The sequence below is a fragment of the Bradyrhizobium sp. LTSP849 genome (assembly GCF_000938255.1).
Classification (GTDB): domain Bacteria; phylum Pseudomonadota; class Alphaproteobacteria; order Rhizobiales; family Xanthobacteraceae; genus Bradyrhizobium.
In genome coordinates, this window is record NZ_JYMR01000023.1 from 275,825 (window position 1) to 301,495 (window position 25,671).

Consider the following 25,671-nt stretch of genomic DNA (forward strand, 5'->3'; position numbering starts at 1 on the left):
TGCGTATGAAGCGTTTGTTTGTTGCGTTTTGTCTGGCGCTTGCGTCGTTGTCGGCGGCCCGCGCAGAGAGTGTCCTGCGCAGCATGATCACGACGGACATCCGTGGCCTGATGCCGGGCAACAGTCCCGACGACAATACCGGCCTCGTGCTTCAGCAGATCTATGAGGGCCTCGTCGCCTGGCGCAGTGATGGCACCGTCGCGCCGATGCTGGCAAAGGCGATCGAGACGTCGGCAGACGGACGCACCTACACCTTTACGCTGCGCGAGGGCGTGACCTTCCACAACGGTGCGCCCCTGACTTCGCGAGAGGTGGTCTGGACCTGGGAGCGCTTCCTCGATCCGAAATCCGGCTGGCCGTGCAGGACAAATTTCGACGGCACGCGAAAGATTGGGATCGTCGAGGTCACGGCGCTGTCTCCGGACCAGGTCGTGTTCCGGCTCGCCGAGCCGAGCGGCGCGTTCCTGAGTACGATGGCACGGACCGATTGCGACGGGACCGGCATTGCGCATCCGGGCTCGATCGGGGCCGATGGCGTCTGGCAGAAGGCGATCGGTACCGGTCCGTTCAAGCTCGCCGAATGGCGTCGCGGCCAGTTCGTCGAACTGACCCGCAACGAGGCCTATGCTACGCGCAGCGAACCGGCGGACGGCCTCACTGGAGCCAAGAGTTCCAAGGTCGATCGTGTCAGGCTGTCCATCGTTCCAGATCCGGCAGCTGCGAAGGCGGCGATCCAGGCCGGCAATCTTGATCTCTGGCCGTCGGCGGATCCGAAGTTCGCAGGCGAGCTGAAGTCGGCAGGGCTGGTGATCGTATCGGCGCCGGTGGCCTCGCTGAACGCGATCGTGATGCAGACGAACGACCCGCTGCTGAAGGACAAGCGCATCCGCGAGGCGATTGCGGCCTCGCTCGACTATCCCAGCATGAGCGACAGTCTGACTGACGGCTATGCCAAGCCGAGCACGTCTTTGGTGCCGCTCTCGAGCCGCTATTACGGCGCGGTGGAGCAGGCTGGCTTCAGCCTCGACATTGCGCGCGCAAAGAAGCTCTTGACTGAGGCGGGTTACAAGGGCGAGCCGATCAAGATCACCACCAATTCGCGCTTTCCGGTGATGAACGACGTTGCCGTGCTGGCGCAGGCGATGGCGCAACAGGCGGGCCTCAACCTCACCGTCGAGGTCGTCGAATTCGCGACCCAGCTCAGCCGCTACAATAAGGGCGACTATCAGCTTATGGTGTGGAACTACACACCTTATCTCGATCCGGCCTTCGGCCTAGACCGTTTCATCGGCGATAAGGCCGCGCAGCCCGACCGCGTCTGGGGCAATCGCGACGCGGTCGACCTGCTCGGCAAGCTGATGGAGACGGCGGCGCCCGGGGCGCGTCAGCCTTTGTTCGATGCGCTCCACAAGCTCTTTGTGGATGATGCGCCGATGATCGTGTGGAGCTCCGGTGTCAACGTCTCGGCGGTCTCGCCCGCGGTGCGCGGTTATGTGCCATGGGCCGGCCGCAAGCCGCGCTTCTGGAATGTCGAGGTTGTCCGATGATCCCCCTTGCTCAGCGCAAACACCATTCCTGGCCGGACGATGCGCGCTGCGTCGTCGGTCTCACGCTCGATTTCGACGGCACATCGCTGAAGCGTGGCCGCGGCCAATTGCCGTTCGGCGCCCGCTCGCACGGCCGCTATTCCGCCAAATGCGGCATCCCGCGCTTTGTCGACATGTTCACGCGCCACAACGTGCCCTGGACGTTTTATGTCTCCGGCTATGATGCCGAGGAGAGCCCCGATCTCGTCCGCGACATTTCGCGCTCGGGCATCGAGATCGGCTCGCACGGTTACTTTCACGAGGGCGTCGATCCCGGCGATGCCGAGCCCGAGCTGCTGGAGCGTACGCACCGGCTGCTCACCGAGATCACCGGTATCACACCGAAGGGATGGCGATCGCCGTCCGGGCACAAGACCGTGCGCACACTGCGCAAGCTCCGCGAGCTCGGCTATGTCTATGATTCCAGCGACAAGGATTTCGACCTGCCATATCTCGCCCGCTACGACGGCGCGGAGCGCAGCGACTATGTCTGCTTGCCCAACAATACCTCGAGCCTCGACGATTTTCCGTTCTACCGTGTCAGCTACACGCCGCCGTCGGAAGTTCTGGCGCATTGGCAGCAGGAGTTTGACGCGATCTACGCGGAGGGTGGCTATTTCAACCTGACCTTCCATCCGCGCGTCGGTTACGGGTCCGGCTCGCCGGCGCGCGTCGCTGCGGTCGAGGGGCTCATCAATTACGCAAAGCGCCACGAAGGCGTGCGCTTCGTCGGCATGCTGGAGCTGGCGGAATGGTGCCTGAAGCGCTCGTCCGATTGGCGGCGGGACTGGAGCGGACAATGACGAAGCCGATCGTTCCGGTCGTTGTGACCGTCAACCTCCAGGGCAAGACGGTCGAATTGACGCAAGCTCGCGAGGACTCCTTGTTCGGCCGCGCCTCGTACGGAAAATACGCCTACGCGGTCGGTTGCAAGCGTCTGTTCGGCTTGCTCGATCGCCACGGCGTCAAATCCACCGTGTTCGTCCCCGGCGCTGAGGCCGAGGCGAACCCCGCCTATATCGCCGCGCTTGCTGGCCGCGGGCATGAAATCGCCGCGCATGGCTGGGCGATGGAGGAGATGGACGCGGCCGGGATCGACGAGCGGACGCTGCTGGAGCGTACGCATGCGGCGCTATCGCAGATCGTCGGCCATGCGCCGCGCGGCTTTCGGGCGCCGCATGGCCGTCTCACGGAGCACACGCTCGGACACCTTGCCGATCTCGGCTATCGCTATGATGCGAGCTTCCAGGACGATGATCATCCCTACCGGCTCGACGCCGACGGCGGCCGCGGCATGGTCGAGGTGCCGCATGCGGAAATATTGATCGACGCGACGCTCTACGGCCAGCGCCAGACACACGATCGCGTCATGAAGATGTGGCGCGAGGAGATCGAGGCCATGTATCGCGCACGCTGCCTGATCACGCTGACACTGCATCCCCGTAGCGACTATGGCAGCGCCCGGGCCAGCCGCATCGCCGCGCTCGACGGCTTGCTGACCTGGCTGCGCAATCTCGACGGTGTCTCTTTCCTGACCTGCGAGGAGATCGCCGGTCAGGTGCGTCGGTGAATGTCTCGCCGAATGTATGCGGCAGGGATACCCATTATGCCTTCGCGGCTCCATCGCTTGTGATGGACAATGATCCAAATCCCAATGTTTGGGACGGGCGCTCCCCGAACATCGCGGCATAATACTGCGCGAAACGTCCGAGCTCGTAGAAGCCCTGCTGCATGGCTACCGCCCCCACGGTCGTCGAGCCCGGAGCGCTGTGGCGCAAAATGGAATGGATGGTGCACAGGCGCTTGTGCCGCAGGAAGCTGACCGGGCCGAGGCCGAACACCTCCTGGAAAGCGCGATGCAACGTGCGTCGGGATACGCCCAGCGCGGCACAGATTTCCGAAACATGCACGGGGCGCGTGCCAGCCTCCTGCAAATACTCCTCGACCCTGCGGATCAGTCGCCTTGCCGAGGGGAGCCAGCCGGTATCGTCGGGCGGCAGGGACGACATGACGTTGGCCGCCATGCATTCGACGATCGATCGCTTCCAGAAATCGGCGGTCGACGGCGTCAGGCCATACTTGCTGTCGCACAGGTGCGACATGATCCGAATTAGACGGCGCGATGCGACCGACCCGGTCGCAAGATTCGCCCGGAAATGGCCGCGGCTGCGCCAGGTGTCGGGGTCGCTGAGCCTCGCTTCACCGCCGAACAGGGATGCGACTTCGCCGAGGTCGAAGCGCACGGCGGCGTAGGCGGACGCGCCGTGAAAGACCCCGTCGTGCTCGAGCAGCGGCGGAATCACGAGTACGTCGTTGAGCTGCATGTCGAATGACCAGTGGGCGACGCGCTCTTCGGCAGCCAGCAACATTCCGATGATCAGTTTGTCGTCACTGGAGACGCGCTGTGTGCGCATGCCGACGTTGAACGTGCCGATGCTCAGAGAGAAATCGCCGATGCCGACATGGGACAAAGTCCCGCGCAACCGCCCGCGTCCGAGCTGCATGACGTCGACATGAGAGCCGTGAACGGCCTGGTGGAGACCCTCGAAACCCTCAAGCTTCCGCGAATCGACCAGAAGGAATTGTCCCATGGTTGCACCCTGTTACTGAAGCGCGACAATTCTGCGGCGGCTGGCAGCAAAATACCACCACAACGCGAGGTGGGTGCGACAAGCTGAATTCGCGTTTTGAGGCAAATCATCGCCGAATTTGACGCGAGACGACTGCTCCAAACTGCTGAGGATTGAGTAATTTGCGACATGGGGCGTTAAGCCTCACCCGCCGCCGCGGCGTACTGGCACAAACTGCACATCACAGCAGCCCAATCTTCGGATACCGTTTGCAACCTAAGCGATATCAATGGGAAGCGCTCTGCGGATGGCGGAGCGCACGCGGCAGGATTTTGCCGCGTGCTCGAAAACGTGCGCGCGAAAGGGATGAGATGCTGACGCAATATGCCATCGTCATCTCCACCCCCAGGCGCCAAGAAGAGGGGACCAGACAATGCGTCCAATGTGCAAGGCGATCTGCCCCAGCCGATTTCTGCTGAATTCTGCGCCGTAGCATCAGGTGGAATGCGCGTATCGGAGTTTCCATCATGCTGCGGGCGGACCTGGATCACTGCGAGTGGTTGCCGGATGACTTGAAGACCGGGGAGATGGTCTTCATTCCCGGCGGGACCTTTCGCATGGGATCCGATCACCATTATCCCGAGGAGGCGCCGAGCCATCGCGTCTCCGTCGACGGCTTCTGGATTGATCGGACTCCTGTGACCAACCGTCAGTTCAAGGAATTCGTCAACGCGACCGGCCATGTCACCGAGGCGCAGATCGTTCCGGATCCCAGGGATTATCCCGGTGCATTGAAGGAGATGCTCTACGCAGGTTCGCTGGTGTTCTCGCCGCTGCCGCGCATCACGGATCTTGCCGACTGGAGCCAGTGGTGGTCGTTTATGCGCGGCGCCAATTGGCGTCATCCCTATGGTCCCGGCAGCAATATCAGGGGTCTCGACGACCATCCTGTCGTCCATGTCTCGTTCAGCGACGCAGTCGCCTATGCGCGCTGGGCCGGCAAAGATCTGCCAACGGAAGCGGAATGGGAGTTCGCTGCGCGCGGCGGCCTCGAAGCTGAGGAGTTCGCCTGGGGCGATGCATTGATGCCGGGCGGCAAACACATGGCCAACATCTGGCAGGGCAACTTTCCTGTCCAGAACCTCGGCGAGGATGGGTTCGAGCGTACCTCGCCGGTCATGGCCTTCCCGCCGAACGGCTACGGCCTCTACGACATGATCGGGAATGTCTGGGAATGGACCTCCGACTGGTGGTCGGCGCGGCACGCCTCCGAGGCCGCCAAGCCCTGCTGCATTCCGAACAACCCCCGTGGCGGCGGCGAGGAGGCGAGCTACGATCCTCGCCTTCCCGACATCAAGATTCCAAGAAAAGTCCTGAAAGGCGGCTCGCATCTCTGTGCGCCGAACTATTGCCGCCGCTATCGGCCCGCCGCGCGGCATGCCGAGCCGGTCGACACGTCGACCAGCCATGTCGGCTTCCGCTGCGTCATGCGAACACCGCTTGCCACCGAACGCGAACAAGAAGGACGTGCTGCAACCTAGGGAGTATCGAATGAGTAGCGAGTCTGAGAAAAACAACAACCAGTCGTCGGCAAAGAAGTCGATCGATCGCAGAAATCTCCTGTTGGGTACGTCATCCATCGTCGCTGCGGCGACTTTCACCTCAGAAGCCTTGGCGCAGGTGCAAAAGGCCGCGCCATCGCCAGCGCCTGGCGTAGCCGCGCCCGCGGGAGGAAAGCCGAATATCCTCGTCATCTGGGGCGACGATATCGGTATCGCCAATATCAGCGCCTACTCCAACGGGCTGATGGGCTACGAGACGCCCAACATCGATCGCATCGCCCGCGAGGGGCTGAAGATGCAGCACTATTATGGCGAGCAGTCCTGCACCGCCGGCCGCTCGGCTTTCCTCACGGGCCAGCACATCATTCGCACCGGGCTGAGCAAAGTGGGCTTCCCGGGTGCGCCGATGGGAATGAGCCAGCTGGATCCCTCAGTCGGCGGTCTGCTCAAGAACCTTGGCTATGGCACGGGCCAGTTCGGCAAAAACCATGTAGGCGATCGCAATGAATCGCTGCCGACCGTAAACGGCTTCGACGAATTCTTCGGCAACCTCTACCATCTCAATGCTGAGGAAGAACCGGAACTGCCAGACTATCCGAAGGACCCGGCCTACAAGGCGAAGTTCGGTCCGCGCGGCGTCCTCCGTTGCAAAGCCACCGACGTCGACGATCCAACGGTCGATCCGCGCTTCGGCAAGATCGGCAAGCAGACCATTGAGGACACCGGCGCGCTGACCAAGAAGCGCATGGAAACCATCGACGACGAGACCTCCGCGGCGGCGATTGATTACATGAAACGGCAAAAGGCGGCGGGGAAGCCATTTTTCGTCTGGTTCAATGGCACGCGCATGCACCTGCGCACCCATGTTCGCGCCGAACATCGCGGTCGCTATACCCATGGCGACAGCGAATATATTGACGGCATGCAGGAGCATGACGACACCGTTGGCAGCCTGCTCAAGGCGCTCGACGATTTGGGCATCGCGGACAATACCATCGTCGTCTATTCCAGCGACAACGGCCCGCATATGAACACCTGGCCGGACGGCGCCATGACCTGGTTCCGCTCCGAGAAGAACACCAACTGGGAGGGCGCGTTCCGGGTGCCGTGCCTCGTTCGCTGGCCGGGCAACATCAAGCCCGGAACCGTCTCCAACGAGCTGATGAGCCACAACGACTGGATACCCACGTTCTGTTCCGTTGCCGGCGAACCCGACATCGTCAACAAGCTCAAGGCCGGCTACACCGCCAACGGCATCAGCTACAAGGTCCACCTCGACGGCTATGACCAATCCGCATTTCTGCGCAACGTCAGCGGCAGCGCAGCGAATAACAACGGCACCAAGAGTGCGCGCGACAGATTCTTCTACTCCGATGACGACGGTCTGCTGGTCTGCATCCGACTGGGTGATCTGAAGTACGTGTTCTCCGAGCAGCGCATGCAAGGCACGATGGGGTTATGGGCAGAGCCTTTCACGACGCTGCGGCTACAGAAGATATTCAACCTGATGCAGGACCCTTTCGAGCGGGCTGACATCACGTCTAACACGTTCTGGGATTGGAATTTGAATCATGTCGGCAGCGCCTACGGAATGATGGATGAAGTCTTCCAGTTCGTGGCGACATTCAAGGACTTCCCGCCACGGTCGTTCCCGCCGAGTTTCAATCCTGCCAACATCCTGGAAGGTATGATGGACGGCATCAAACAGAAGAAGGCACTGACCGAAGGCATCGACATCGACAAAGTCCGTGCCGGGCTGAACAAGATCATTCAACAGCAGCTTCAGGCTCGTTGACCGCAGGCGAGGGGAGCCGGCCTTTTCGCATCGGAGCCGGCTCGCTCTTGTTTCACACAGCCGCGAGCAAAGGGACGATAGGCATGTTGGCAACTGTGGCACGCGGCATTCGGCGAGCGTTGTCGCTGTTTGCTGCTGCCCTGGCGCTGTCCCTTTCGCTGAACCTTGCACACGCTCAATCCGATGCGCTGCCATCCTGGAACGACGGCGCGGCGAAGGCAGCGATCACCGGTTTCGTCGCGCATGTGACAACGCAGGGCGGCCCGGACTTCGTTCCACTCGCCGAACGCATCGCCGTGTTCGACAATGACGGCACGTTGTGGTGCGAGCAGCCGATTTATTTTCAGGCGGTGTTCGGCCTCGACAGTGTCAAGGCGATGGCGCCGAAACATCCGGAGTGGAGGCAACAGCAGCCATTCAAGGCGTTTCTCTCGGACGACGAGGAAGGCCTGGCGGCACAAGGCGAGAAGGGCTTGCTGACGCTGATCGCAGCCTCCCACAGTGGTATGACCACCGACGCCTACGCGCAAGCGGTTGCCGACTGGCTCACGCAGGCCCGGCACCCGCGCTTCAATCGTCCCTATAACGAACTGGTCTATCAGCCAATGGTGGAGCTGCTCGCTTATTTGCGCACCAACGGTTTCAAGACTTTCATCGTCTCCGGCGGTGGTGTCGAATTTATACGGGCATGGGCCGAGAAGGCCTACGGCATTCCGCCGGAGCAGGTCGTCGGCTCGTCCGGCATGACTCAGTTCAAAATTGGCGACGACGGCCGGCCGATTTTGATGAAGCTGCCAAAAGTCGAGTTCGTCGACGACGGGCCGGGCAAGCCCGCCGGCATCAACCGCTTCATCGGCCGCCGCCCGATCTTCGCGTTTGGCAACTCCGACGGCGACCACCAGATGCTGCAATGGACCGCGGCCGGCCCCGGCGCGCGCTTCATCGGCATCGTCCATCACACCGATGCGCAGCGTGAATACGCCTACGACCGCCAGTCGAAGATCGGGAGGCTCGACAAGGCCTGGGACGAGGCCGTGCAGCGGGGCTGGACCGTGGTCGACATGGCAAAGGACTGGAAGACGGTGTTCGCGTTCGAACGCGGCAGCACGGGGGCCTCGCAATGATGGGGACGATCGCCGGGCATGTGCAGGTATTACACCGAGCCGTTCCGGACACGGGGCTTTTTGGACGAGTGCCCGTAGCGGCAACGGGAAGGCGGCCGTCATGAGCGGTTACGACATCTTCGCCTGGATCGTGCTGGTGATCCTGCTCGCCAGCGCGATCGCTGTGGTCTGCATCGCGGGTTGGTTGCCGGGCCACATCGCAAAATCGCGCAACCATCCTCATGCGCAGGCGGTCACGGTTGCCGGCTGGATCACGCTGTTCTTCGGCTTTGCGCTGTGGCCGATCGCGTTCATCTGGGCCTATCTCGACGTGCCCGCACGCAAGGCGGGAGATGCGTGATGGGCGTCGCGATCTTCAACACCTATCTCGTGCTGCTCTTCCTCTTGGTGCACTTCGGCATCGTGCGCTTCAACCTGTTCTGGAAGGCGTCCCCCGCGATCGTTCTGGTGCTGCTGATGTTCGGGCTCCTGATCCCGATGGGATGGGGCGCGCCGCAAGGCGCAGCGCTCGTTGTGCGCAATGCGGTCTCGATCGTGCCTGATGTGGCCGGCGAGGTGACGGATGTTCCGGTCCTCGCCAACGCGCCGCTGAAGTCCGGCGACGTCCTGTTCAAGATTGATCCTGTGCCCTATGCGGCGCAGGTCAAGGCGATCGACGCACAATTCAAGCTCGCCAAGACGCGCCTGGGCCAGATGACGCAGCTCTTCGAGCGCGACGCCGGCCGCGGCTTCGACGTCGAGCAGCGGCAGTCCGAGGCCGACCAGCTCTCGGGCCAGCTCGAGGCCGCGCAATGGAATCTCGACAAGACCGTCGTGCGCGCGCCGGCCGACGGCTACGTCACCAACCTCGCGCTGCGCAAGGGCGCGCGGGTGGCGAACCTGCCGCTGTCGCCGGTGATGGCTTTCATCGACGCCTCCAACACCATCATCGGCGTCGAGATCAACCAGATTGACGCGCGCTATATCGCGCCGGGGCAGGACGTCGAAGCCACGTTCAAGTTTGCACCTGGGCAAGTGTTTTCCGGCAAGGTCGAGAGCGTGCTCCAGGCGATCGCGACGGGGCAGACACAGACATCGGGCACCGCGGTCCTTCCCAGAGCGATCGAGGCCGCGCCGTTCATTGTGCGCGTCAGGCTCGACGACGCTGAGTTTGCCAGACGCCTGCCGGCCGGCAGCGCCGGGACGGCGGCGATCTACACCGATCGCGTCAAGCCGACCCACATCGTCCGCCGCGTGATCCTGCGACAGGTCGCAATTCTGAATTACGTCAATCCGTTCTAGGCGAGAGCAGACAATGCAAAGAGCAGCGCTGACGGCTTCGTTCCTTCTCCTCGTGTCGAGCGCGCAAGCGCAGTCGCCAGTTCCGGTAACAATCGACAATTTCCCCCGCGCGGAGTCTGATCTGTATTTCGGCAACGGCATCAAGGAGGCGGGCGGGATCGGCAAGCTGTTTCACCATCGCGAGCCCATGGCGATGGACAAGCAAGGGGTCATCCGGTCAAATCGCGATACGCTGTATTCCCTGGCTGTCATCGATCTCGACGCCGGACCGGTGACGATTACGCTGCCCGACGCAGGCAAGCGGTTCCGGTCGTTGATGGTGGTCAACGAGGATCATTACATCGTCGGCGACATCGAATATCGCGCCGGCAAATACAGTTACGATCGAAGCAAGGTCGGCACACGCTATGGGCTGATTGGGATTCGGACCCTGGTCGATCCCAACGATCCCAAGGATGTCGAGAAGGTCCGTGCAGTTCAAGACGCCGTCACGATCAGCCAGAAGGGTCCGGGCAAGTTCGAGATCCCGAATTGGGATCCGGTCAGTCAGAAAAAGGTGCGCGATGCCCTTTTGGTGCTGTCGTCAACCGCAGGCGGTTTCAAGAATGCGTTTGGCGCCAAGGGGCAGGTCGATCCGGTCAGGCATCTGATCGCAACTGCCGCCGGATGGGGCGGCAATCCCGACAAGGACGCGACCTATCTCAGCGTCACCCCCGAGAAGAACGACGGCAGCGCGGTCTACAAGCTGACCGTTCCCGGTAACGTGCCGGTCGACGGTTTCTGGTCGATCAGCCTCTACAACGCCGAGGGCTATTACGAGAAGAATCCCTACGACGCCTACGCGCTCAACGATCTGACCGCGGCAAAATCCGCCGACGGCTCGACGGTGGTCCAGTTCGGCGGTTGCGACGGCAAGATCCCGAACTGCCTGCCGATTATGAAGGGCTGGAACTACACCGTCCGGCTCTATCGGCCGCGTCCGGAAATTCTGAACGGCAAGTGGAAATTTCCTGAGCCGAAGCCAGTGAGCTAATGATCGAAGAGATGGAGGCTATCATGAGAGGAGCAATCGCCGGCGCCGTTGCCACGGTTCTGATGGCTGCGAGCGTGCACGCGCAGAGCCCGTCACCGGATGAGCTTGCCGCGCGCAACATCCAGCGTCGCGCGGTCGAGGCGATGATCTGGGCCATGCCGGCCGTGAATACCGACCTGATGCTCCAGACCATGCTTGGCAGTACCAAGGCCAAGGTCAACGAGATCGTCTACTGGTCGAAGCCGGTGGACTGGAAGAACCAGACGCTGACGCCAAATCCTGACGCGATCTATCTGATGTCGTTCTGGAACGTGAAGGATGATCCGATCGTCATCGAGATTCCGCCGGCGCAGGGGGGCTCGATCGCCGGCAATATCGTCACGGCCTGGCAGATGCCGCTAGAGGACGCCGGTCCGGAAGGTGCCGATAAGGGGCAGGGCGGCAAGTACCTGATTTTGCCGCCCGGCTACAAGGGCGAGGTGCCCGCAGGCTACATCGTGCTCCAATCCGACACGTTGAGTGGCTTCGCGCTGCTGCGGTCGAATCTCGCGAGCCACAGCGACGCCGACGTCGCGAAGTCGGTCGCCTACGGCAAGCAGGTCAAAGTCTATCCGCTCGCGCAGGCGAACGATCCGCCGCCGACGAACTTCACCGACGCCTACGACGTCCTGTTCGACTCCACCATCCCCTTCGACGCGCGCTTCTATCGCAACCTCGACCGCGTCGTGCAGAACGAACCGTGGCTCGAGCGCGACCGCGCCATGATCGATCAACTCGCGACCATCGGTATCGAGAAGGGTAAAGCCTTCAATCCGGATCAGAAGACTGTTGCGCTGCTCGATCAGGCCGCCCGCGAAGCCCACGCGATACTTGAACAGAGCTACGACGCCGGCTTCGCCGTGATCAATCCAGGCATCCGTTGGTTCCCGGCTGCGGTGGCAGAGATGGTCAAGGCCGCGAGCACAGGATACGCCGATCCGAACACCTATCCAGTCGACATGCGCGGCGTCTCCTATACGCTCGGCTTCACCGGCATCAAGCGCATCGGAACCGCACAGTTCTACCTGATGGCCAACAAGGACCGTGACGGCCAGCCGTTCGACGGCGCCGTCAATTATCGCCTGACCGTCCCGGCGAACGCGCCGGTCAAACTATACTGGTCGGCAACAGTCTACGACCGCGAGACCCATGCTCTCGTCCGCAACATGCCGAGCGCAAGCCGCGCCTCGATCAGCCCGGGCATCCAGAAGAACGCCGACGGTTCGGTCGACGTTTATTTCGGTCCGAAGGCGCCGGAAGGCAAGGAGGCGAACTGGGTGCCGACCGATCCCGCGCGAAAGTTCGAGCTGCTGTTTCGCCTCTACGGGCCGGAGAAACCGCTGTTCGACCACAGCTGGAAACTGCCCGATGTCGAGCGTGTCGCCACGACGATCGGGGGCGCCACGAAGTAGTGCAGCGAGCGTGATGCGTTTGGGTGGATGACGTGACGAGAATGGGGAGACACGACATGACGGGACACCTTCGAAAGGCCGGGCTCGCGACGGCGTTGGTGATGGCGAGCTTCGTCGCCCAGCCCGCGCTCGCCGACTCAGGCGGCGTGAGCTTCTGGTTGCCGGGCATCTTCGGCAGCCTGGCCGCCGTTCCGGTGGCGCCGGGATGGGCTTATTCGACGATCTACATCCACCTTCAGGAAAATGCCGGCCGCGGGCAGAACTTCGTCACCAGCGGCGGCATTCCCGGCTCGGTGACCGCCGGCCTTAATGCGCATGCCGATGTGCTCATTCAGGGCATCACCTACACCTCTGCGATGCCCGTGCTCGGCGGGCAGGCAGGCTTTAGCGTGCTCGCCGCACCTGGAAACATCGGCGTCGGCATCGATGCGACGCTGACCGGTCCGCGCGGCAACACCATTTCAGGCGGCGTGACAGACAACCGCACCACGCTGACGGACGTCTTCTACCAGGGCACGCTGAAATGGAACCAGGGCGTCCACAATGAGCTGGTCTACATCACCGGTAACATCCCGAGCGGCACCTACGATTCCAGCCGTCTCGCGAATTTGAGTTTTGGATTCCCCGCGGTCGATGTGGGCGGCGGCTACACCTACCTCGATCCGAAGACCGGACATGAGTTCTCGATTGTCGGCGGGCTCACCTACAATTTCATGAACTCTGCCCTCCAATATCAGAACGGCATCGACTTCCATGTCGACTGGGCCGCCTCCCAGTTTGTCAGCAAGAACGTCCATATCGGTGTCGCCGGCTATTTCTTCCAGCAGCTCACCGACGACAGCGGCCCCGGCGCCAAGCTCGGCGGCTTCAGGGGGCAGGCGGTCGGCATCGGCCCGCAGATCGGGTTCATGATTCCGATGTCTGAGGGCTACCAAGGCTATCTCAATATCAGGGGCTACAAGGACCTCGAGGTGGAAAACCGTCCGACGAGCTGGTCGACCTGGGTCACCTTCTCGGTCTCGCAGGCAGCGTCGGCGCCGGCCGCTACAAAACCCATCGTTCGAAAGTACTGAGGGAGGTGTCAACGCAGCTCCAATGACCGGAGACCCGACCAGCAAGCGCGTACTTCGCATCGGCTTTCAGACATCGATCATCACGGTGTTCGTGGCCGTCGTGCTGCTTGTGGGCCTGACACTGGTCTATCTCAGCTTCGAACGCGTCACGGTGATCACCAAGGCAGCGGCCTCGAGCTTCATCGAGAAAGTCGCCCAGCTCGGCGCCGATCATGTCGACGAGCAGTTCAAGAACGTTCGCGACAATCTCGACATCCTGTCTGGCCTGCCGTCGATTCAGGAGGCCGACATATCGGACAATTCGCGGCTGTACAGCCTGATGGCAGCGATGCTGCGCAACAATCAGCAGCTCTTCAACCTCTATGTCGGCTATGAAGATGGCTCGTTCATCGAGATGGACGTGATTGATCGCGCCAAGCCGGGTTTCAGGGGGGGCCTGAGCGTCGATCAGGATGCAGCATTCCGCCTTGTCGTGATATCGCGAACGGCCGGTGCCAAGCCAGTCACCCAGTTCCTCTCGGAGAACCTCATAGTCGTCACCGAAGTGGCCGGTCCCGACAATTACGATCCGAGGACTAGGCCCTGGTATGTCGAGGCATTCAAGAACGACAAGACCCTGCTCACCGGTCCCTACATCTTTTATGCGACCGAAGAGCCCGGCTACACGCTACGAAAACCCCTGAAGGAGGGGCGGCGCGGCGTGGTCGCAGGCGACGTGCTGCTCAACCGGTTTGAAGACATGCTGACACAGCAGAAGCTCGGTGAGTCCGGCGTCGCGTTCCTGTTCAACCAATCCGGGCAGATCGTTGCCCATCCGGACATGAGCCGGTTGGTGGCCGGGATCCCCGGGCGCCACGACGATCTTCCGCCCATCGGCGCGCTGAAGTGGCCAGGCTTCGAGCCGATCGTTCGCTCCTGGCGGGAGCGCGGGCCGGCTCAGCAGTTCTTTGCGGACGACTTGGGGCGAACCTATGTCGCGGCGGTGCATGATCTGGCGACGACCGGTTCGGCCAATGTCCGGTTGGCGATCGTCGCACCGCTCGATGAATTCTACGCGCAGATCATCCAGGAGCGTCGCACATTGTTCGCGCTCGCGCTTGCCTTCGTCGGGGCTACGCTCCCATTCGCGTTCTGGCTGGGATCGCGGATGGCACAGCCGCTGCGTAATATTGTCGAGCAGACCGACGAGATCCAGCGATTTCAGATCGCAGAGCGGCCGCGTGTTCATTCCATCATTGCCGAAATCGAAGAGCTTGGCCGCTCCGTCTTCACCATGCGGAGCGTCGTGCGCAGCTTCGCAAGCTTCATTCCGCGCCAGATCGTGCGGCAACTGATCGAGACCGGCTCCTCGCTCAGCCTGGGCGGATCGAGGCGGGAAGTGACGGTGCTGTTCACGGATGTCGCGGACTTCACGGCCAAGACGGAAAGGGCAGATCCGTCGCAGGTGATGATTTACACGTCGCGCTATTTTGCAGCGCTGTCGGACGAGATCATGCGCAATCACGGCACCGTCGACAAATATATCGGCGACGCCGTGATGGCATTCTGGAACGCCCCAGCAGATGATCCCGATCACGTCGTCCATGGCTGCCGCGCCATCCTGGCCTGTCTTGCGGCAAACGAGGCGCTCAACAAGGAATTTCGCCGCGAGGGCTGGCCGCCTTACGACACGCGTTTCGGCCTGCATGTCGGCGACGCCGTGGTCGGCAATATCGGTTCGAGCGACCGGATGAATTACACAGCGCTCGGTGCCACCATCAACCTGGCGTCGCGGCTCGAAGGGCTGAACAAGAACTATGGCACGCGCGTGCTGGTCAGCGCGGCGGTCCGTGCGCGCGCCGGCCATGCGTTCCTGTTCCGCAGCGTCGACACCATCAGGCCCAAAGGATTTGCCGAGGCAATCGAGGTCAGCGAGCTGCGCGGCGAGCTGGCTCGATCGGACGAGGCCGACATTGCGATGTGCCGGAGTTGGGACGAGGTTTTCGCATCCATCGCACAGGAGGGGGCGACCGAGACGGCCATGGTCCGGCTCTCGGGCTTCTTGCTCGACTATCCCAAAGACCGCATCGCACAATATCATGCCGAGCGATTTCGCACCGCCGCTCGCAATCCAGGAGAGGTGGCGTGAGCGTCCACAATTTCAGCCGCCGACAGTTGTTGCGACAAGGCACGGCCGTGGCCGCCACGTCGGTGTTTAGTGCGCCCGGAATCGCGCAGGCCCGTACCAAAATCCGGCTTGGCTATCTTCATGTCGTTGCCGTGGATGGACACCTCTGGACCGGCCTCGATCGTGGCTCGTTCGACCGGGAGGGGATCGATTTCGAGCTGCACGAGTTCAACACCGGACCCGAGATCTTCGAGGCGATGGCGCGCGGGGAGCTCGATGTTCTGTCGGCAGGCGGCGTGATCTCCAATTATCTGGCACTCGGCCGCGGCCGCGGCTTCCTCATCAACGATATCGAGGTTGCGACCGCACAGCTCTGGGTCCGGCCGGCGCTCGGCGTGAGCAAGCTCGCCGATCTCAGGGGAAAGCGGATTGCGACGACGATGAAGACCACGGCGCATATCTTTCTCGACCGGGCGCTGCGGGCGAACAACATCAATCCGTCGGAGGTCGAGATCGTTGACAGCAGTATGTCGGCTGCGGTCAAGGCGTTCATTGCCGGTGAGGTGCCGGCCGTCGCGCTCTGGGTGCCCTTCAATATGGCCGTGCGCGAGGCGTTGCCTGATGCGATCAAGCTCGTGGATGCCTCGGCCTTCTATCCGCAATCTGCCGTGCTCGGCGGCTGGGTGGCGCGGACGGATTATTTTGCCGGCAACAGAGAGGTCCTGAGCCGGATCATCCGCGCCTGGACCGATGCGAACGACTACATGGTCCGTAGCCCGACCGCGGCCGCGGAGGCCTTGCAGCGGAGCTATTATCAGCAGTCGCGGCCTGCCGACATCGCCGAGGCCTTCAAGGCGCAGAAGCTCTATTCGTCGCGCGAATGGAAGCGGCTCTATTCGGATGGAACCGTCGTGAAATGGCTCCAGCAGGTGAGTGACTTCTTCATGGCCGATGCCGGCATCACCAAGGCGCTGCACGCGTCGGACTATTTTGACACGCAGCTCTACCTGACAACGGTTGCGTGAATGTCTGGAGATCTGACGGCCCAGTCCTTGTCTGGTGAAGGCCGGCGGCGCGGACGGGTTTCAAAGTCAGGCCGTTCGTTCTTGAAGGCAGAGCGCCACCGCGCCGGCGTCTGGCCGCTGATGCGTTTGAAGACGGTCGAAAAGTGCGCCTGGGTGCTGAAGCCGACTGCAAGCGCGATCTCGGCCAGGGGCCTGTTGGTCGCCGTTAACAGCGACTTCGCATGCTCGATCCGATGATTGAGGAGGTATTCGCGGGGACGGTATCCGGTCGCTGCGCGGAACTGCGCCGCAAAATGCATCCTGGACAGGCCGGCAACATTGGCGAGCTCGGACAGGCTGATGCTGCGTTCGAAATGGGCGGCGACATGCTGCTCGACGCGCCGCAACCGCCATTTTGGCAGGGCATTGACCTTGGCGCGCGGCAAATCCGGCCGGCCCAGATGCATGGCGAGGATTTGGCCTTCTCTGGCGATCGTGTGGGCTGCGTGAGAGACCTCGTGATCCCCCGAGCCGGCCGGGAGATCGATCCAGGCGTGGGCTGTCTGCGATTCGGTCAACATCGTTCATCCCCTCTGAGCTTCGCGGCCGTTCGTGGAGACCCGTAATCTCGCAAGTCTCTGCTATGGTCAGAGGATAGGCGTGAGCTGGCTTGGAAGCTCGTTAGGGGTGATTAGGATCTGTTAGATTTTGTGGGTGCACGCAGGGTGCGGCGGCCGGTCGCGGGAGATTGAATTTTGTTAAATATTTCAGTGTCTTGCGCCGATTGTTCGATTGCCGCCTTCCTTGCGATGAAGCACACGCGGCTCATGGTCTCTTTCCTCGAATCCGGCCGGTGAGTTCCAGGTGATCGAGCCCTCGTTAGGAAATAGCCCCCGCGGCACCGGCATTAATCTTGATCTCGATGCCGTCACGTTCGGGCCGTTTTCGCTCCGGTCGCGCTTGCTCGAGAGGGACGGCGTGCCGGTCAAGCTGGGCAGCCGCGCGATGGATATCTTGCGCCTGCTTGTCAGCCGCGCCGGCGATGTCGTTCCGAAGAATGAGATCCTGGCTTACGCATGGTCGGGGCTCGCGGTTGAGGAGATCAGCCTGCGGGTCCATGTCGCCGAACTCCGGAAGGTCCTTGGCGACGGCAAGGACGGCGCCCGCTACATCACGAACATCCCGAGCCGGGGCTATTGCTTCGTCGCGCCGGTGGAGCCGGGCGAGCGCAGGTCAGCATCGAAGCCTGCGCCGCAGGCCGCCGCAAACATGGCGTCCCCGCAGTCCTTGCCGCATCGCCTGGATCGGATGATCGGGCGCGACGACGTCCTGCCCGAGCTGGCGGCGCGCCTGCTGAGCGAGCGCTTCGTCACGCTCAGAGGTCCCGGCGGCATCGGCAAGACCACCGTTGCGATCGCGCTGGCGCATGACATGTGCGAGACGTTCGACGGCGGCGTCCATTTTCTCGACCTCGGTCCGTTGAGGGATGCGGCGCTCGTTGTCAGCACGGTCGCGGCCGCCCTGGGCCTCGTCGTTCATCACGCCGATCCGACCGGCAGCATCGTCAGTTTCCTGCGCGGTCGCCGCCTGCTTCTCGTGCTCGACAGTTGCGAGCATGTGATCGACGAGGTCGCGCGCCTCGCAGAGACCATTCACCGCGAGGCCCCGGGCGTCAGCATCCTGGCGACCAGCCGCGAGTCGCTGCTGGTGGAGGGTGAACAGATCTTCGAGCTCGTTCCGTTGCCAGGTCCTCCGCAGGGAGCCGGTCTCAGTGCAAGCGAGGTGGTGGACTATCCAGCCGCACGGCTGTTCATGGAGCGTGCCGCTGCGGCCGGTCACAGGGCCGACGTCACGGATGATGATGCGGAGGTCCTCGCAGAGATCTGCGGCAGGCTGGATGGCATCGCGCTGGCGATCGAGCTCGCCGCCGCCCGTGTCGGCGTCTACGGATTGCGGGAAATGGCTGCGCTGCTCGACAGCCGGCTGAAGCTCGAATGGCGCGGCCGGCGCACGGCGCCGCCGCGGCAACAGACGCTCGGTGCCACGCTTGACTGGAGCTTTGGCCTGATCGGGGAAGTCGAGCGGGTCGTCCTTCAACGTCTCGCTGTCTTCGCGGGTCCTTTTACGCTTCAAGGTGTGATCGCAGTCGCGGCCGAGGAGGGTGAGGCGATCGACGGCGTCGTGGACGCGCTGGAACAGTTGGTCGCCAAGTCGCTGGTGTCTGCGCGGCCGGACGCGGCCTCACGACGCTATCGCCTGCTTGACGCCACGCGCGCCTATGCGATGCAGAAGCTGACCGACGGTGGTGAGGCACACGCCGTCGCGCGCCGGCACGTCCGCTACGTCCGGCAAGCGCTCGAAGCGACCATGGCCGAATTGGGCCACGGCGACCATGCCTCCCGATCGCAGGAGCGCGCAGGTCTGCTCGCCGATGCTCGCGCGGCGCTGGAGTGGGTCTATGCCAATGAGGACGGCGCCGAACTGCGTCTGCCGCTCGCGGGCGTGTGCGCGAGGCTCTTTGTCGAGCTCAACCTGCTCGGCGAGGCACGCCTCTGGTCCCAGCGCGCGCTCGCGATGCTTGACGACGCCAACAGCGGTAGCAGATGGGAGCTCGAGCTCCAGTCGACGCTCGGCCATGCCTTCATGTTCACGGAACGCAACAGTGAGCAGGCTGAGAGCGCGCTGAGACGCGGCCTGGAGATCGCGGAGGCGCTGGACGACCAGGCCAACAAGTTCAGGCTGCTGTCGCGGCTGAACATGTTCTATCGGCGGACCGGCAACTATCGGCATCTGCTGCCGATCGCACTCGAGGCCGAAAAGGTCGCGCGGGTGATCGGCGACACCGCGGGGATTGCCGGCGCAAAGGCGCTCGTCGGCGTGTCCTATCATCTCGTCGGCAACCAGACAGAGGCGCAAGCCCATCTGGACGAAGGCGTGCGCGATGATGCAGCTTTGCGCGGGACTGAGCCTAGTCATTTCGCCTATTCCCGGACGCCGCAGATTCCGCTGGCGCGAGTCCTGTGGTTGCGCGGCTTTCCCGACCGCGCCGTCGAATGTGTCCGGCCTCTCATCGGCACCGCTGCGCCGCGTGATGTCGTGATGCATTGTATTGCGTTATGCTGGTCGGCCTCGGTGTTTGGCTGGGTTGGCGACTGGGGCGCCGTCGAGGCGATGGCCGGTCGGCTTGCGACGCATGCTGGCATGCATGGTTTGGCACCCTATGAAGCCGTCGCTGCCGGCTTTCGCGCCCAGACCATGATCGCCCGGGGAGACGTGAGGGGCGGGATCGACCTGCTGCGGACCGCGTTGCCGCGCCTGCACGCAGATCGTTACGAGCTCTATGCGTCCGCCTTCATCGCGGAGCTGTCACAGGGGCTGGCAGCACTCGGACAATTGCCGGAAGGACTCGCGGTCCTGCACGAGACGATCGCGCGCATCGCGCCTGAAGGCGGCGCCTTCGACATGCCGGAGCTCCTGCGCTTGCGCGGTGAGCTCGAGGCACGCGGCAACCACCTCGACGCGGCCGAAGCAAGCTTTGCTTCGGCGATCGCACTGGCCGAACAACAGGGGGCGTTATCCTGGCGATTACGGACCGAGCTGTCGCTTGCGCGGCTACAGCGCCGCCAAGGCCTCCGAAATCCGCTCGATGCTCTCGCCAAAACCTATGCTCGCTTCACCGAGGGATTTGAGACAGCCGATCTGAAGGCGGCGCGGACGATGCTGGATGAAGGTTCTGGCTGAACGGACCAGGCCTCAGTCGAACCGGAAATCCGAGAGGTCGATCGATACCATTGGCGTATCGAGCATCGGCGTCAGATCGTCGTCGCGGAGATAAATTCGTCGTCTCGTTGGGGTCGTGATCCCGTCGACGCTGACTGGATCGGATACATATTGCGTCGCCGGAAAGTTTCCGGCGATCTCCACCCGATAGTCATGCCGGCGGATCAGCATGTCGGGACCGAAATAGAAATCCTGCTCGCTGCTGTGGCTTGCGACGCCAGCCGGGAAGTTCGCGCGCAATCCGCGCCAGACCTCGGCGCCTTCGTGCCAGGGCGTAATCTCCCGCACGTCGAATCCGTCCGCGGCAAGCAAGAAGGGTGTGGTGAGGTAGGTCCACAGCGCGTAGCCGTTGAAATAGGCACGATGCAGCGGATCCCAATGCGTCCGCATGTCGTGCCGCGCGAACGATGCGCGCGGATTTTTTCGTTCGGCAACGATACGTCCGTCCGCGGCGACGATGGCGATCCGCTCGGGGCTGAATTCGGTGTGCTGGCCGGGCTTCCCGAATGGCTCGACCGACGCCCACTCACCATGAAGGTCGATCCGCATCGTTCGCGGGTCCTGGTCCTGATCGAGGCCCTTCAGCGCCCAGAGATCTCCCCCCGTCACGATCGTGGCGGTGAGCCGCTTGTGGGCGTTCCATCGGCGTAAGCCGCCATGAGCCTCGATCGCACTTGCCAGCAAGGGGATCATCCGGCGGTAACCTCTCACATGGGATCGTATTGCCCCATGGAGATAGACCCGAATGCAGGCGATCGCCCGTTAAGCGTTGTTAAGTGCCGTTGAGGCTGCCGTCCCGTCCGTGGAATCCCGGGTCAGTTGCTAGTGCTGGGGTGCGACGCTAATCCTGCTCGCCGATGGTCTGAGCGTAGGTTTTGCCGTAGGGATAGAAGCGCTCCTTGTGCCCCTCCTGCCAGGCGGCCCGCAGTTCTGGCGTTGTGATGTCCCAATCCAATCGGCATTTCTTGCTGACGGCTCGCAGGTCCTGGCGGAGCTCTTCGATGGTGGGGCGCCCAAAGAACCAGTAGCCATTGTAGATCTTGTGAATGACAAGGCCGGGCTCCAGCACGATGACATGCGGAATCATTGGATTGTGAAGCGGATCGGTATATTCGGCGATGTCGAGATCCTTCTGAACGATGCGCCGTGAATCGGACAGAAACGGCCAGTGGGCTCCGACGCCGCTGCGATATTCATTGGTCTGCGTGATGTTGTCGGTCGTGATCGTGACCAGCCGGCAATAGCCCACCTCCATCTCACGATGGAGTTGCAGCAACGCTTCCGCCTGGCGGCGATCCTTTGGACAGAAGCCGCCGCGGCCGAGCACGACCACCATCGGATCCTGTCCCTGCAAATCGGAGAGTTTCCGGTGCTTCCCGGTGTGGTCGCTCAACTCGTAATCCGGGAAAACAGCGCCCTGAATGATGTCGGATCGCATTTGAACTCCTCCATGGTTTGGCGCAGCCGGTCCTCTGATCGTCAGAGATCGATGACGACGTCGCTCTCGGGGTGGGCGCAGCAGATCAGCACATTACCCTGCGTCGGTGCGTCGACCGGGTCCGGCCGATAGCCCACTGTCCCTGCCACGAGTCCGGTCTCACAGGTGTGGCACACGCCTGCGCGGCATGACCACCGTACCGGTACGTCGCAAGCCTCGGCGAGCTCGAGCAGCGTCTTGAACGATGAGCCCCAGCGGACATTGAGACCCGTACGCGCAAACGAGATCATCGGTCCGGAAGCGGCAGGCCCTGTCGGCAAATGTGGCGGTTTCCGCGGCGAGGCAGCAATCCCCGGTGTGATGGATGGGCCGGCCCCGAACAGTTCGGTGTGGATGTGATCCGGCGCGATACCGAGCGCCGCGAGGCCGGCGGTCATGTCACTCATGAAGCCTGAGGGTCCGCAAATGTAGAAATCACCATTGCGCGGGACGTTGAGAGTCTGGAGTGCTTGCACGTCCAGATGCCCGGTGGCGTCGAAATCCGCATTGGGGCGATCCTCCGGATCCGGCGCGCTGTAGCAAATGTAGCTGTGGCGGTGGGGCAGGGCCTCGAGCAACTCGCGCGCCTCGCCAACGAACGGATGCTCACGGCCGTTACGAGTCCCGTGCAACCACCAGACCTCTCGCACGGACCGTTCGGTCGCCAATGCGTGAAGCATCGCGAGCACCGGCGTCACGCCGATTCCGGCACTCAGGAGCACAACAGGCGTATGGCCCGGCCGCAGGGTGAAACTGCCGCGCGCCGCGCTTGCCTGCACGACGTCGCCAAGCTGCATCTCTTCGTCGACATAGGCGCTAGCCGCGCCGTGCGGCTCCCGCTTGACACTCACGCGGTAAGAAGCGGCGTTGGGCTGCCCCGAAAGCGAATAACTTCGCATCAGTGCAGCCGCGGATGCCGATCCAAGCCGCAACACGACGAACTGTCCGGGGAGGGCAACAGCGACAGGCTGTCCATCGGTGGGCTCGAGCACCAGCGAAGTCACGTTGCCACTTTCGCGCACCTTGCGCGATACCCGAAACGGGCGGAATCCCGGCCACGCCGGAGGCGGGCCGGATTCGGACGTGAGCCCGGCATTTCCCGTTACCACGCCGCCCTTGCGCTCTTGCGCAAGCAGGGCCTCGAACGAGTGACGCCAGCCGGGGCTCAGCGCAGGGATGCGCAGGGCCCGCGCAAGCTGATCACGGGGATGACCCGGCATGTAAAGCAGCGCATCGATCTCGCGGACGCTCATGCGTTCGGGACCGGAGGCGACCTGCCTGATCTCGTCTCCGGCCTCCACTTCGCCTTCCTCCACCACGCGAAAATAGAAACCCGGTCTGCCATGCTTGACCAACAGTGCGGCCAATTCCGGCTCGTTTATGCGGATGCCCGCCCGGTAACAGGTGACGCGCGGCTGCGTCACCTCGAACAAGGCGGCGCCGATCCGGTAGCGGTCTCCAATGCAGACGTCTGCGTCCGATAAGCCGTCGACGGTGAAATTCTCGCCGAACTGTCCGTAGGCAAAGTCGGATCGGCCCAGCTCACCCTGCCAGTAGTGATAGGAATCAGACTGATACACCAGGACGGCTCGGTGTTCGCCGCCATGGCCCGCCAAATCTCCTTGCCCGTCGCCGTCGATGTTGAGACGCCGCGCCATGCGCCGCCCCTTCACCGGCGCCTTCCAGATGCCGGTGTGCACCGTCTTGCCCTGCCATGCGATGTCGCGCGGCAGGCCGACATTGACTGAAAGCAGGCGTCCCATCACCTTATTCTCCGATCAAACGTCGGCGGCCACGTCGATAACGGCATCGGCAAACGCTTTCGGCGCTTCCTGCGGCAGATTGTGGCCGATGCCGCCCTTAATGGTCCGATGCGAATATTTGCCCGAGAACATCTTCGCGTACGCGGATGGCTCGGGATGCGGAGCCCCGTTGGCGTCGCCCTCCATGGTAATCGTGGGCACGTTGATGACGGGCGCCTGGGCAAGCCGCTTCTCGTAGTCATCGTATTTCGCTTCGCCTTCGGCGAGACCGAGGCGCCAACGGTAATTGTGGATCACCACCGCGACGTGGTCCGGATTGTCAAAAGCCTTGGCGCTGCGGTCGAATGTGGCATCGTCGAAGTGCCATTGCGGGGAGGCGAGCTGCCAGATCAGCTTCGAGAACTCCTTCCGGTACTTATCGTACCCCTCGCGGCCGCGCTCTGTCGCGAAGTAGAACTGATACCACCATTGGAGCTCGGCCTTCGGCGGCAACGGCATTTTGCCGGCCTGCTGGCTGCCGATGAGATAGCCGCTCACCGAGACCATCGCCTTGCAGCGCTCTGGCCACAGCGCCGCGATGATATTGGCGGTTCGTGCGCCCCAGTCGAACCCCGCGATGGTCGCCTTCTCGATCTTGAGGGCATCCATCAACGCGATGATGTCGGTCGCAATCGCCGACGGCTGTCCATTGCGAACTGCGGTGTCGGAAAGGAAACGCGTCGTCCCGTAGCCGCGCAAATAGGGCACGATCACGCGATAGCCGGCCGCGGCGAGCATGGGCGCGACATCCACGAAAGCGTAGATGTCATAAGGCCAGCCGTGCAGCAGGATCACCGGCGGGCCGCCGGCTGGCCCCGCTTCGGCGTAGCCGACATTGAGGAGGCCAGTATCGATCTGCTTCAGCGACGCAAACGATGTGTTGGTCCCCGGCTTGACAGCAGTTGCGCCGGCCTTGATCGGCTTGGCGGTCTCCGCCGTGGCCGTCGTGCTCAGCGAGAGCTGTGCGGCTGCAAGCGTCATGGCGGCGCTGCCGAAAAAGCGGCGGCGATCACGATTGATTTCGTCGGACATGCGTCTCTCCTGTTGTCGTGTGTCGAATTAGCCCTTGTGCCCATCCAGGCGTGCAAGGAAGTCGCGGACGAGCGGCGCGATTTCGTCGGTCGCTTCATCCAGCGCGAAATGGCCGGCTTCGAGGATATGGACCTCGGCATCCGGCACGTCGTCGCGATAGGCCGTGGCGCCGGCGACGGTGAAGGACGGATCGTATTTGCCCCAGACGACCAGCGTCGGCGGTCGAGTCTTGCGCAGCCAATCCTGCCACTTCGGATAGGAGGCGACGTTGGTGCGGTAATCCAGAAACAGCGTGGTCTGAATCTCCGGCTGGCCTGGACGTGTCAGAAACGCGTATTCGTCGGTCCATGTATCGGGATCGCAACGCTCCGGATGGGGGCTTGCGCCGAGGTGCCGCTGCCGTGTTGCCTCGAGAGAAGTGAAGTTGGCCTTGAGCGCCTCGAGCTCGTGGGCCGGATCGGCCCAGTACTTCTTCCGCGCGCTCCACAGCGGGCTGAGGCCCTGTTCATGCGACACGGCGTTCTGGATGATGATGGCCCGGACCCGTTCCGGATGGGACAGCGCCATCCGGAAACCGATGGGTCCACCATAGTCCTGCATGAACAGAACGTAGTCGTTGAGGCCGAGCTTTGTCGTGAGCTCACCGATCACGTTGGCGAGATTGTCGAAGGTGTAGTTGAAGTCCGACGGTGGCGGTGCGCTGCTGTTGCCGAAGCCGGGGTAATCGGGCGCGATGAGATGATATTTGTCTGCAAGGAGCGGCAGCAACGGCTCCCACATTCGTGACGAGGATGGAAAGCCGTGAAGCAGCAGCACGGTCGGAGCATCGACCGGCCCGGCCTCGCGGTAGAAGATCTTGAGGCCCTGGATGTCGACCGTGTGATAGCTGATTGAACGTCTGCTGGACTGCAGATCCTGGGCGGATGCAGGAAGCGCCATACCCACCATGGCTGCCGAGAGAGTAAGTAAGGTTGGCATATTCATGGCGCCGCGC

At 62.7% G+C, this 25,671-nt stretch carries 20 protein-coding genes and 1 pseudogene; 14 read left to right on the forward strand and 7 right to left on the reverse strand.

Annotated elements, in window-relative coordinates:
- The first annotated feature begins 5 nt into the window (after positions 1–5).
- Genes UB31_RS17120 through UB31_RS17130 form a run of 3 tightly spaced genes read left to right on the forward strand, consistent with a single transcriptional unit; the run spans position 6 to position 3,156 of the window.
- On the forward strand, positions 6–1,547 hold the full coding sequence (locus UB31_RS17120) for an ABC transporter substrate-binding protein (RefSeq protein WP_045011686.1): 1,542 nt from the start codon (positions 6–8) through the stop codon (positions 1,545–1,547).
- Positions 1,544–2,389 carry a polysaccharide deacetylase family protein gene (locus UB31_RS17125; RefSeq protein ID WP_045011687.1) on the forward strand — a complete coding sequence of 282 codons (846 nt, stop codon included), beginning with the start codon at positions 1,544–1,546 and terminating at the stop codon, positions 2,387–2,389. Before UB31_RS17120 ends, UB31_RS17125 begins: the two co-directional genes overlap by 4 nt.
- Positions 2,386–3,156 carry a polysaccharide deacetylase family protein gene (locus tag UB31_RS17130; RefSeq protein WP_045011688.1) on the forward strand — a complete coding sequence of 257 codons (771 nt, stop codon included), beginning with the start codon at positions 2,386–2,388 and terminating at the stop codon, positions 3,154–3,156. The genes UB31_RS17125 and UB31_RS17130 overlap by 4 nt, the downstream gene beginning before the upstream one ends.
- A 34-nt stretch (positions 3,157–3,190) precedes the next feature.
- Here UB31_RS17130 and UB31_RS17135 read toward each other — a convergent pair whose 3' ends face one another.
- Complete coding sequence (locus tag UB31_RS17135; protein ID WP_045011689.1) at positions 3,191–4,177, reverse strand: helix-turn-helix domain-containing protein; 987 nt, start codon at positions 4,175–4,177, stop codon at positions 3,191–3,193.
- 506 nt (positions 4,178–4,683) lie between these two features.
- On the opposite strand from UB31_RS17135, the gene UB31_RS17140 reads away from it, so the two are divergent.
- The 10 genes from UB31_RS17140 to UB31_RS17185 all read left to right on the forward strand — a co-directional run bounded on the left by UB31_RS17140 (position 4,684) and on the right by UB31_RS17185 (position 16,607).
- Positions 4,684–5,697, forward strand: a complete 1,014-nt coding sequence (locus UB31_RS17140) for a formylglycine-generating enzyme family protein (RefSeq protein WP_045011690.1) — start codon at positions 4,684–4,686, stop codon at positions 5,695–5,697.
- Between the two features lie 10 nt (positions 5,698–5,707).
- Positions 5,708–7,513 (forward strand): arylsulfatase, encoded by a 1,806-nt coding sequence (locus UB31_RS17145; RefSeq protein WP_045011691.1) that lies wholly within the window; start codon positions 5,708–5,710, stop codon positions 7,511–7,513.
- Positions 7,514–7,596: 83 nt separating this feature from the next.
- Positions 7,597–8,637, forward strand: coding sequence for an HAD family hydrolase (locus UB31_RS17150; protein ID WP_045011692.1), 1,041 nt, complete (start codon positions 7,597–7,599; stop codon positions 8,635–8,637).
- A 100-nt stretch (positions 8,638–8,737) separates the two neighbouring features.
- Positions 8,738–8,977: a DUF3302 domain-containing protein gene (locus UB31_RS17155; RefSeq protein ID WP_045011693.1), complete on the forward strand. Its 240-nt coding sequence runs from the start codon at positions 8,738–8,740 to the stop codon at positions 8,975–8,977.
- The gene (locus UB31_RS17160) at positions 8,977–9,918 is read left to right on the forward strand and encodes an HlyD family secretion protein (RefSeq protein WP_045011694.1); all 942 of its coding nucleotides are present in this window, start codon (positions 8,977–8,979) and stop codon (positions 9,916–9,918) included. Before UB31_RS17155 ends, UB31_RS17160 begins: the two co-directional genes overlap by 1 nt.
- Before the next feature lie 13 nt (positions 9,919–9,931).
- Entirely contained in the window at positions 9,932–10,951 is a 1,020-nt protein-coding gene (locus UB31_RS17165) for a DUF1214 domain-containing protein (RefSeq protein WP_045011695.1), read from the forward strand.
- A gap of 23 nt (positions 10,952–10,974) precedes the next feature.
- Positions 10,975–12,402: a DUF1254 domain-containing protein gene (locus UB31_RS17170; RefSeq protein ID WP_045011855.1), complete on the forward strand. Its 1,428-nt coding sequence runs from the start codon at positions 10,975–10,977 to the stop codon at positions 12,400–12,402.
- Positions 12,403–12,458: 56 nt separating this feature from the next.
- Positions 12,459–13,475, forward strand: a complete 1,017-nt coding sequence (locus UB31_RS17175; protein WP_045011696.1) for a SphA family protein — start codon at positions 12,459–12,461, stop codon at positions 13,473–13,475.
- A gap of 22 nt (positions 13,476–13,497) precedes the next feature.
- Positions 13,498–15,603, forward strand: a complete 2,106-nt coding sequence (locus UB31_RS17180; protein ID WP_045011697.1) for an adenylate/guanylate cyclase domain-containing protein — start codon at positions 13,498–13,500, stop codon at positions 15,601–15,603.
- Positions 15,600–16,607: an ABC transporter substrate-binding protein gene (locus tag UB31_RS17185; protein WP_082078537.1), complete on the forward strand. Its 1,008-nt coding sequence runs from the start codon at positions 15,600–15,602 to the stop codon at positions 16,605–16,607. Before UB31_RS17180 ends, UB31_RS17185 begins: the two co-directional genes overlap by 4 nt.
- Here UB31_RS17185 and UB31_RS17190 read toward each other — a convergent pair.
- A pseudogene (locus tag UB31_RS17190) lies at positions 16,586–17,068 on the reverse strand (helix-turn-helix domain-containing protein); the annotation flags it as partial. The gene UB31_RS17185 and the pseudogene UB31_RS17190 overlap by 22 nt on opposite strands.
- Positions 17,069–17,564: 496 nt before the next feature.
- Between UB31_RS17190 and UB31_RS17195 the strand changes: the two are divergent.
- A complete protein-coding gene (locus UB31_RS17195; RefSeq protein WP_502691260.1) occupies positions 17,565–20,327 on the forward strand; it encodes an ATP-binding protein in 2,763 nt (920 codons plus the stop codon).
- A gap of 12 nt (positions 20,328–20,339) precedes the next feature.
- Here UB31_RS17195 and UB31_RS17200 read toward each other — a convergent pair whose 3' ends face one another.
- The 5 genes from UB31_RS17200 to UB31_RS17220 form a co-directional block, all read right to left on the reverse strand.
- Positions 20,340–21,059 (reverse strand): hypothetical protein, encoded by a 720-nt coding sequence (locus UB31_RS17200; protein ID WP_045011698.1) that lies wholly within the window; start codon positions 21,057–21,059, stop codon positions 20,340–20,342.
- A gap of 148 nt (positions 21,060–21,207) precedes the next feature.
- Positions 21,208–21,804, reverse strand: a complete 597-nt coding sequence (locus tag UB31_RS17205; RefSeq protein WP_082078538.1) for a redoxin domain-containing protein — start codon at positions 21,802–21,804, stop codon at positions 21,208–21,210.
- A 41-nt stretch (positions 21,805–21,845) separates the two neighbouring features.
- Positions 21,846–23,606 carry an MOSC and FAD-binding oxidoreductase domain-containing protein gene (locus UB31_RS17210; RefSeq protein ID WP_045011699.1) on the reverse strand — a complete coding sequence of 587 codons (1,761 nt, stop codon included), beginning with the start codon at positions 23,604–23,606 and terminating at the stop codon, positions 21,846–21,848.
- Positions 23,607–23,621: 15 nt separating this feature from the next.
- Positions 23,622–24,677, reverse strand: coding sequence for an alpha/beta fold hydrolase (locus tag UB31_RS17215; protein WP_045011700.1), 1,056 nt, complete (start codon positions 24,675–24,677; stop codon positions 23,622–23,624).
- A gap of 27 nt (positions 24,678–24,704) precedes the next feature.
- Positions 24,705–25,661: an alpha/beta fold hydrolase gene (locus UB31_RS17220; RefSeq protein WP_045011701.1), complete on the reverse strand. Its 957-nt coding sequence runs from the start codon at positions 25,659–25,661 to the stop codon at positions 24,705–24,707.
- Positions 25,662–25,671: the final 10 nt, after the last annotated feature.

Excerpts from the sequence above, each read along its gene's own strand:
- UB31_RS17120 (WP_045011686.1), top strand. The coding sequence starts at position 6 with ATGAAGCGTTTGTTTGTTGCGTTTTGTCTGGCGCTTGCGTCGTTGTCG.
- UB31_RS17125 (WP_045011687.1), top strand. The coding sequence starts at position 1,544 with ATGATCCCCCTTGCTCAGCGCAAACACCATTCCTGGCCGGACGATGCG.
- UB31_RS17130 (WP_045011688.1), top strand. The coding sequence starts at position 2,386 with ATGACGAAGCCGATCGTTCCGGTCGTTGTGACCGTCAACCTCCAGGGC.
- UB31_RS17135 (WP_045011689.1), bottom strand. The coding sequence starts at position 4,177 with ATGGGACAATTCCTTCTGGTCGATTCGCGGAAGCTTGAGGGTTTCGAG.
- UB31_RS17140 (WP_045011690.1), top strand. The coding sequence starts at position 4,684 with ATGCTGCGGGCGGACCTGGATCACTGCGAGTGGTTGCCGGATGACTTG.
- UB31_RS17145 (WP_045011691.1), top strand. The coding sequence starts at position 5,708 with ATGAGTAGCGAGTCTGAGAAAAACAACAACCAGTCGTCGGCAAAGAAG.
- UB31_RS17150 (WP_045011692.1), top strand. The coding sequence starts at position 7,597 with ATGTTGGCAACTGTGGCACGCGGCATTCGGCGAGCGTTGTCGCTGTTT.
- UB31_RS17155 (WP_045011693.1), top strand. The coding sequence starts at position 8,738 with ATGAGCGGTTACGACATCTTCGCCTGGATCGTGCTGGTGATCCTGCTC.
- UB31_RS17160 (WP_045011694.1), top strand. The coding sequence starts at position 8,977 with ATGGGCGTCGCGATCTTCAACACCTATCTCGTGCTGCTCTTCCTCTTG.
- UB31_RS17165 (WP_045011695.1), top strand. The coding sequence starts at position 9,932 with ATGCAAAGAGCAGCGCTGACGGCTTCGTTCCTTCTCCTCGTGTCGAGC.
- UB31_RS17170 (WP_045011855.1), top strand. The coding sequence starts at position 10,975 with ATGAGAGGAGCAATCGCCGGCGCCGTTGCCACGGTTCTGATGGCTGCG.
- UB31_RS17175 (WP_045011696.1), top strand. The coding sequence starts at position 12,459 with ATGACGGGACACCTTCGAAAGGCCGGGCTCGCGACGGCGTTGGTGATG.
- UB31_RS17180 (WP_045011697.1), top strand. The coding sequence starts at position 13,498 with ATGACCGGAGACCCGACCAGCAAGCGCGTACTTCGCATCGGCTTTCAG.
- UB31_RS17200 (WP_045011698.1), bottom strand. The coding sequence starts at position 21,059 with ATGATCCCCTTGCTGGCAAGTGCGATCGAGGCTCATGGCGGCTTACGC.
- UB31_RS17205 (WP_082078538.1), bottom strand. The coding sequence starts at position 21,804 with ATGCGATCCGACATCATTCAGGGCGCTGTTTTCCCGGATTACGAGTTG.
- UB31_RS17210 (WP_045011699.1), bottom strand. The coding sequence starts at position 23,606 with ATGGGACGCCTGCTTTCAGTCAATGTCGGCCTGCCGCGCGACATCGCA.
- UB31_RS17215 (WP_045011700.1), bottom strand. The coding sequence starts at position 24,677 with ATGTCCGACGAAATCAATCGTGATCGCCGCCGCTTTTTCGGCAGCGCC.
- UB31_RS17220 (WP_045011701.1), bottom strand. The coding sequence starts at position 25,661 with ATGAATATGCCAACCTTACTTACTCTCTCGGCAGCCATGGTGGGTATG.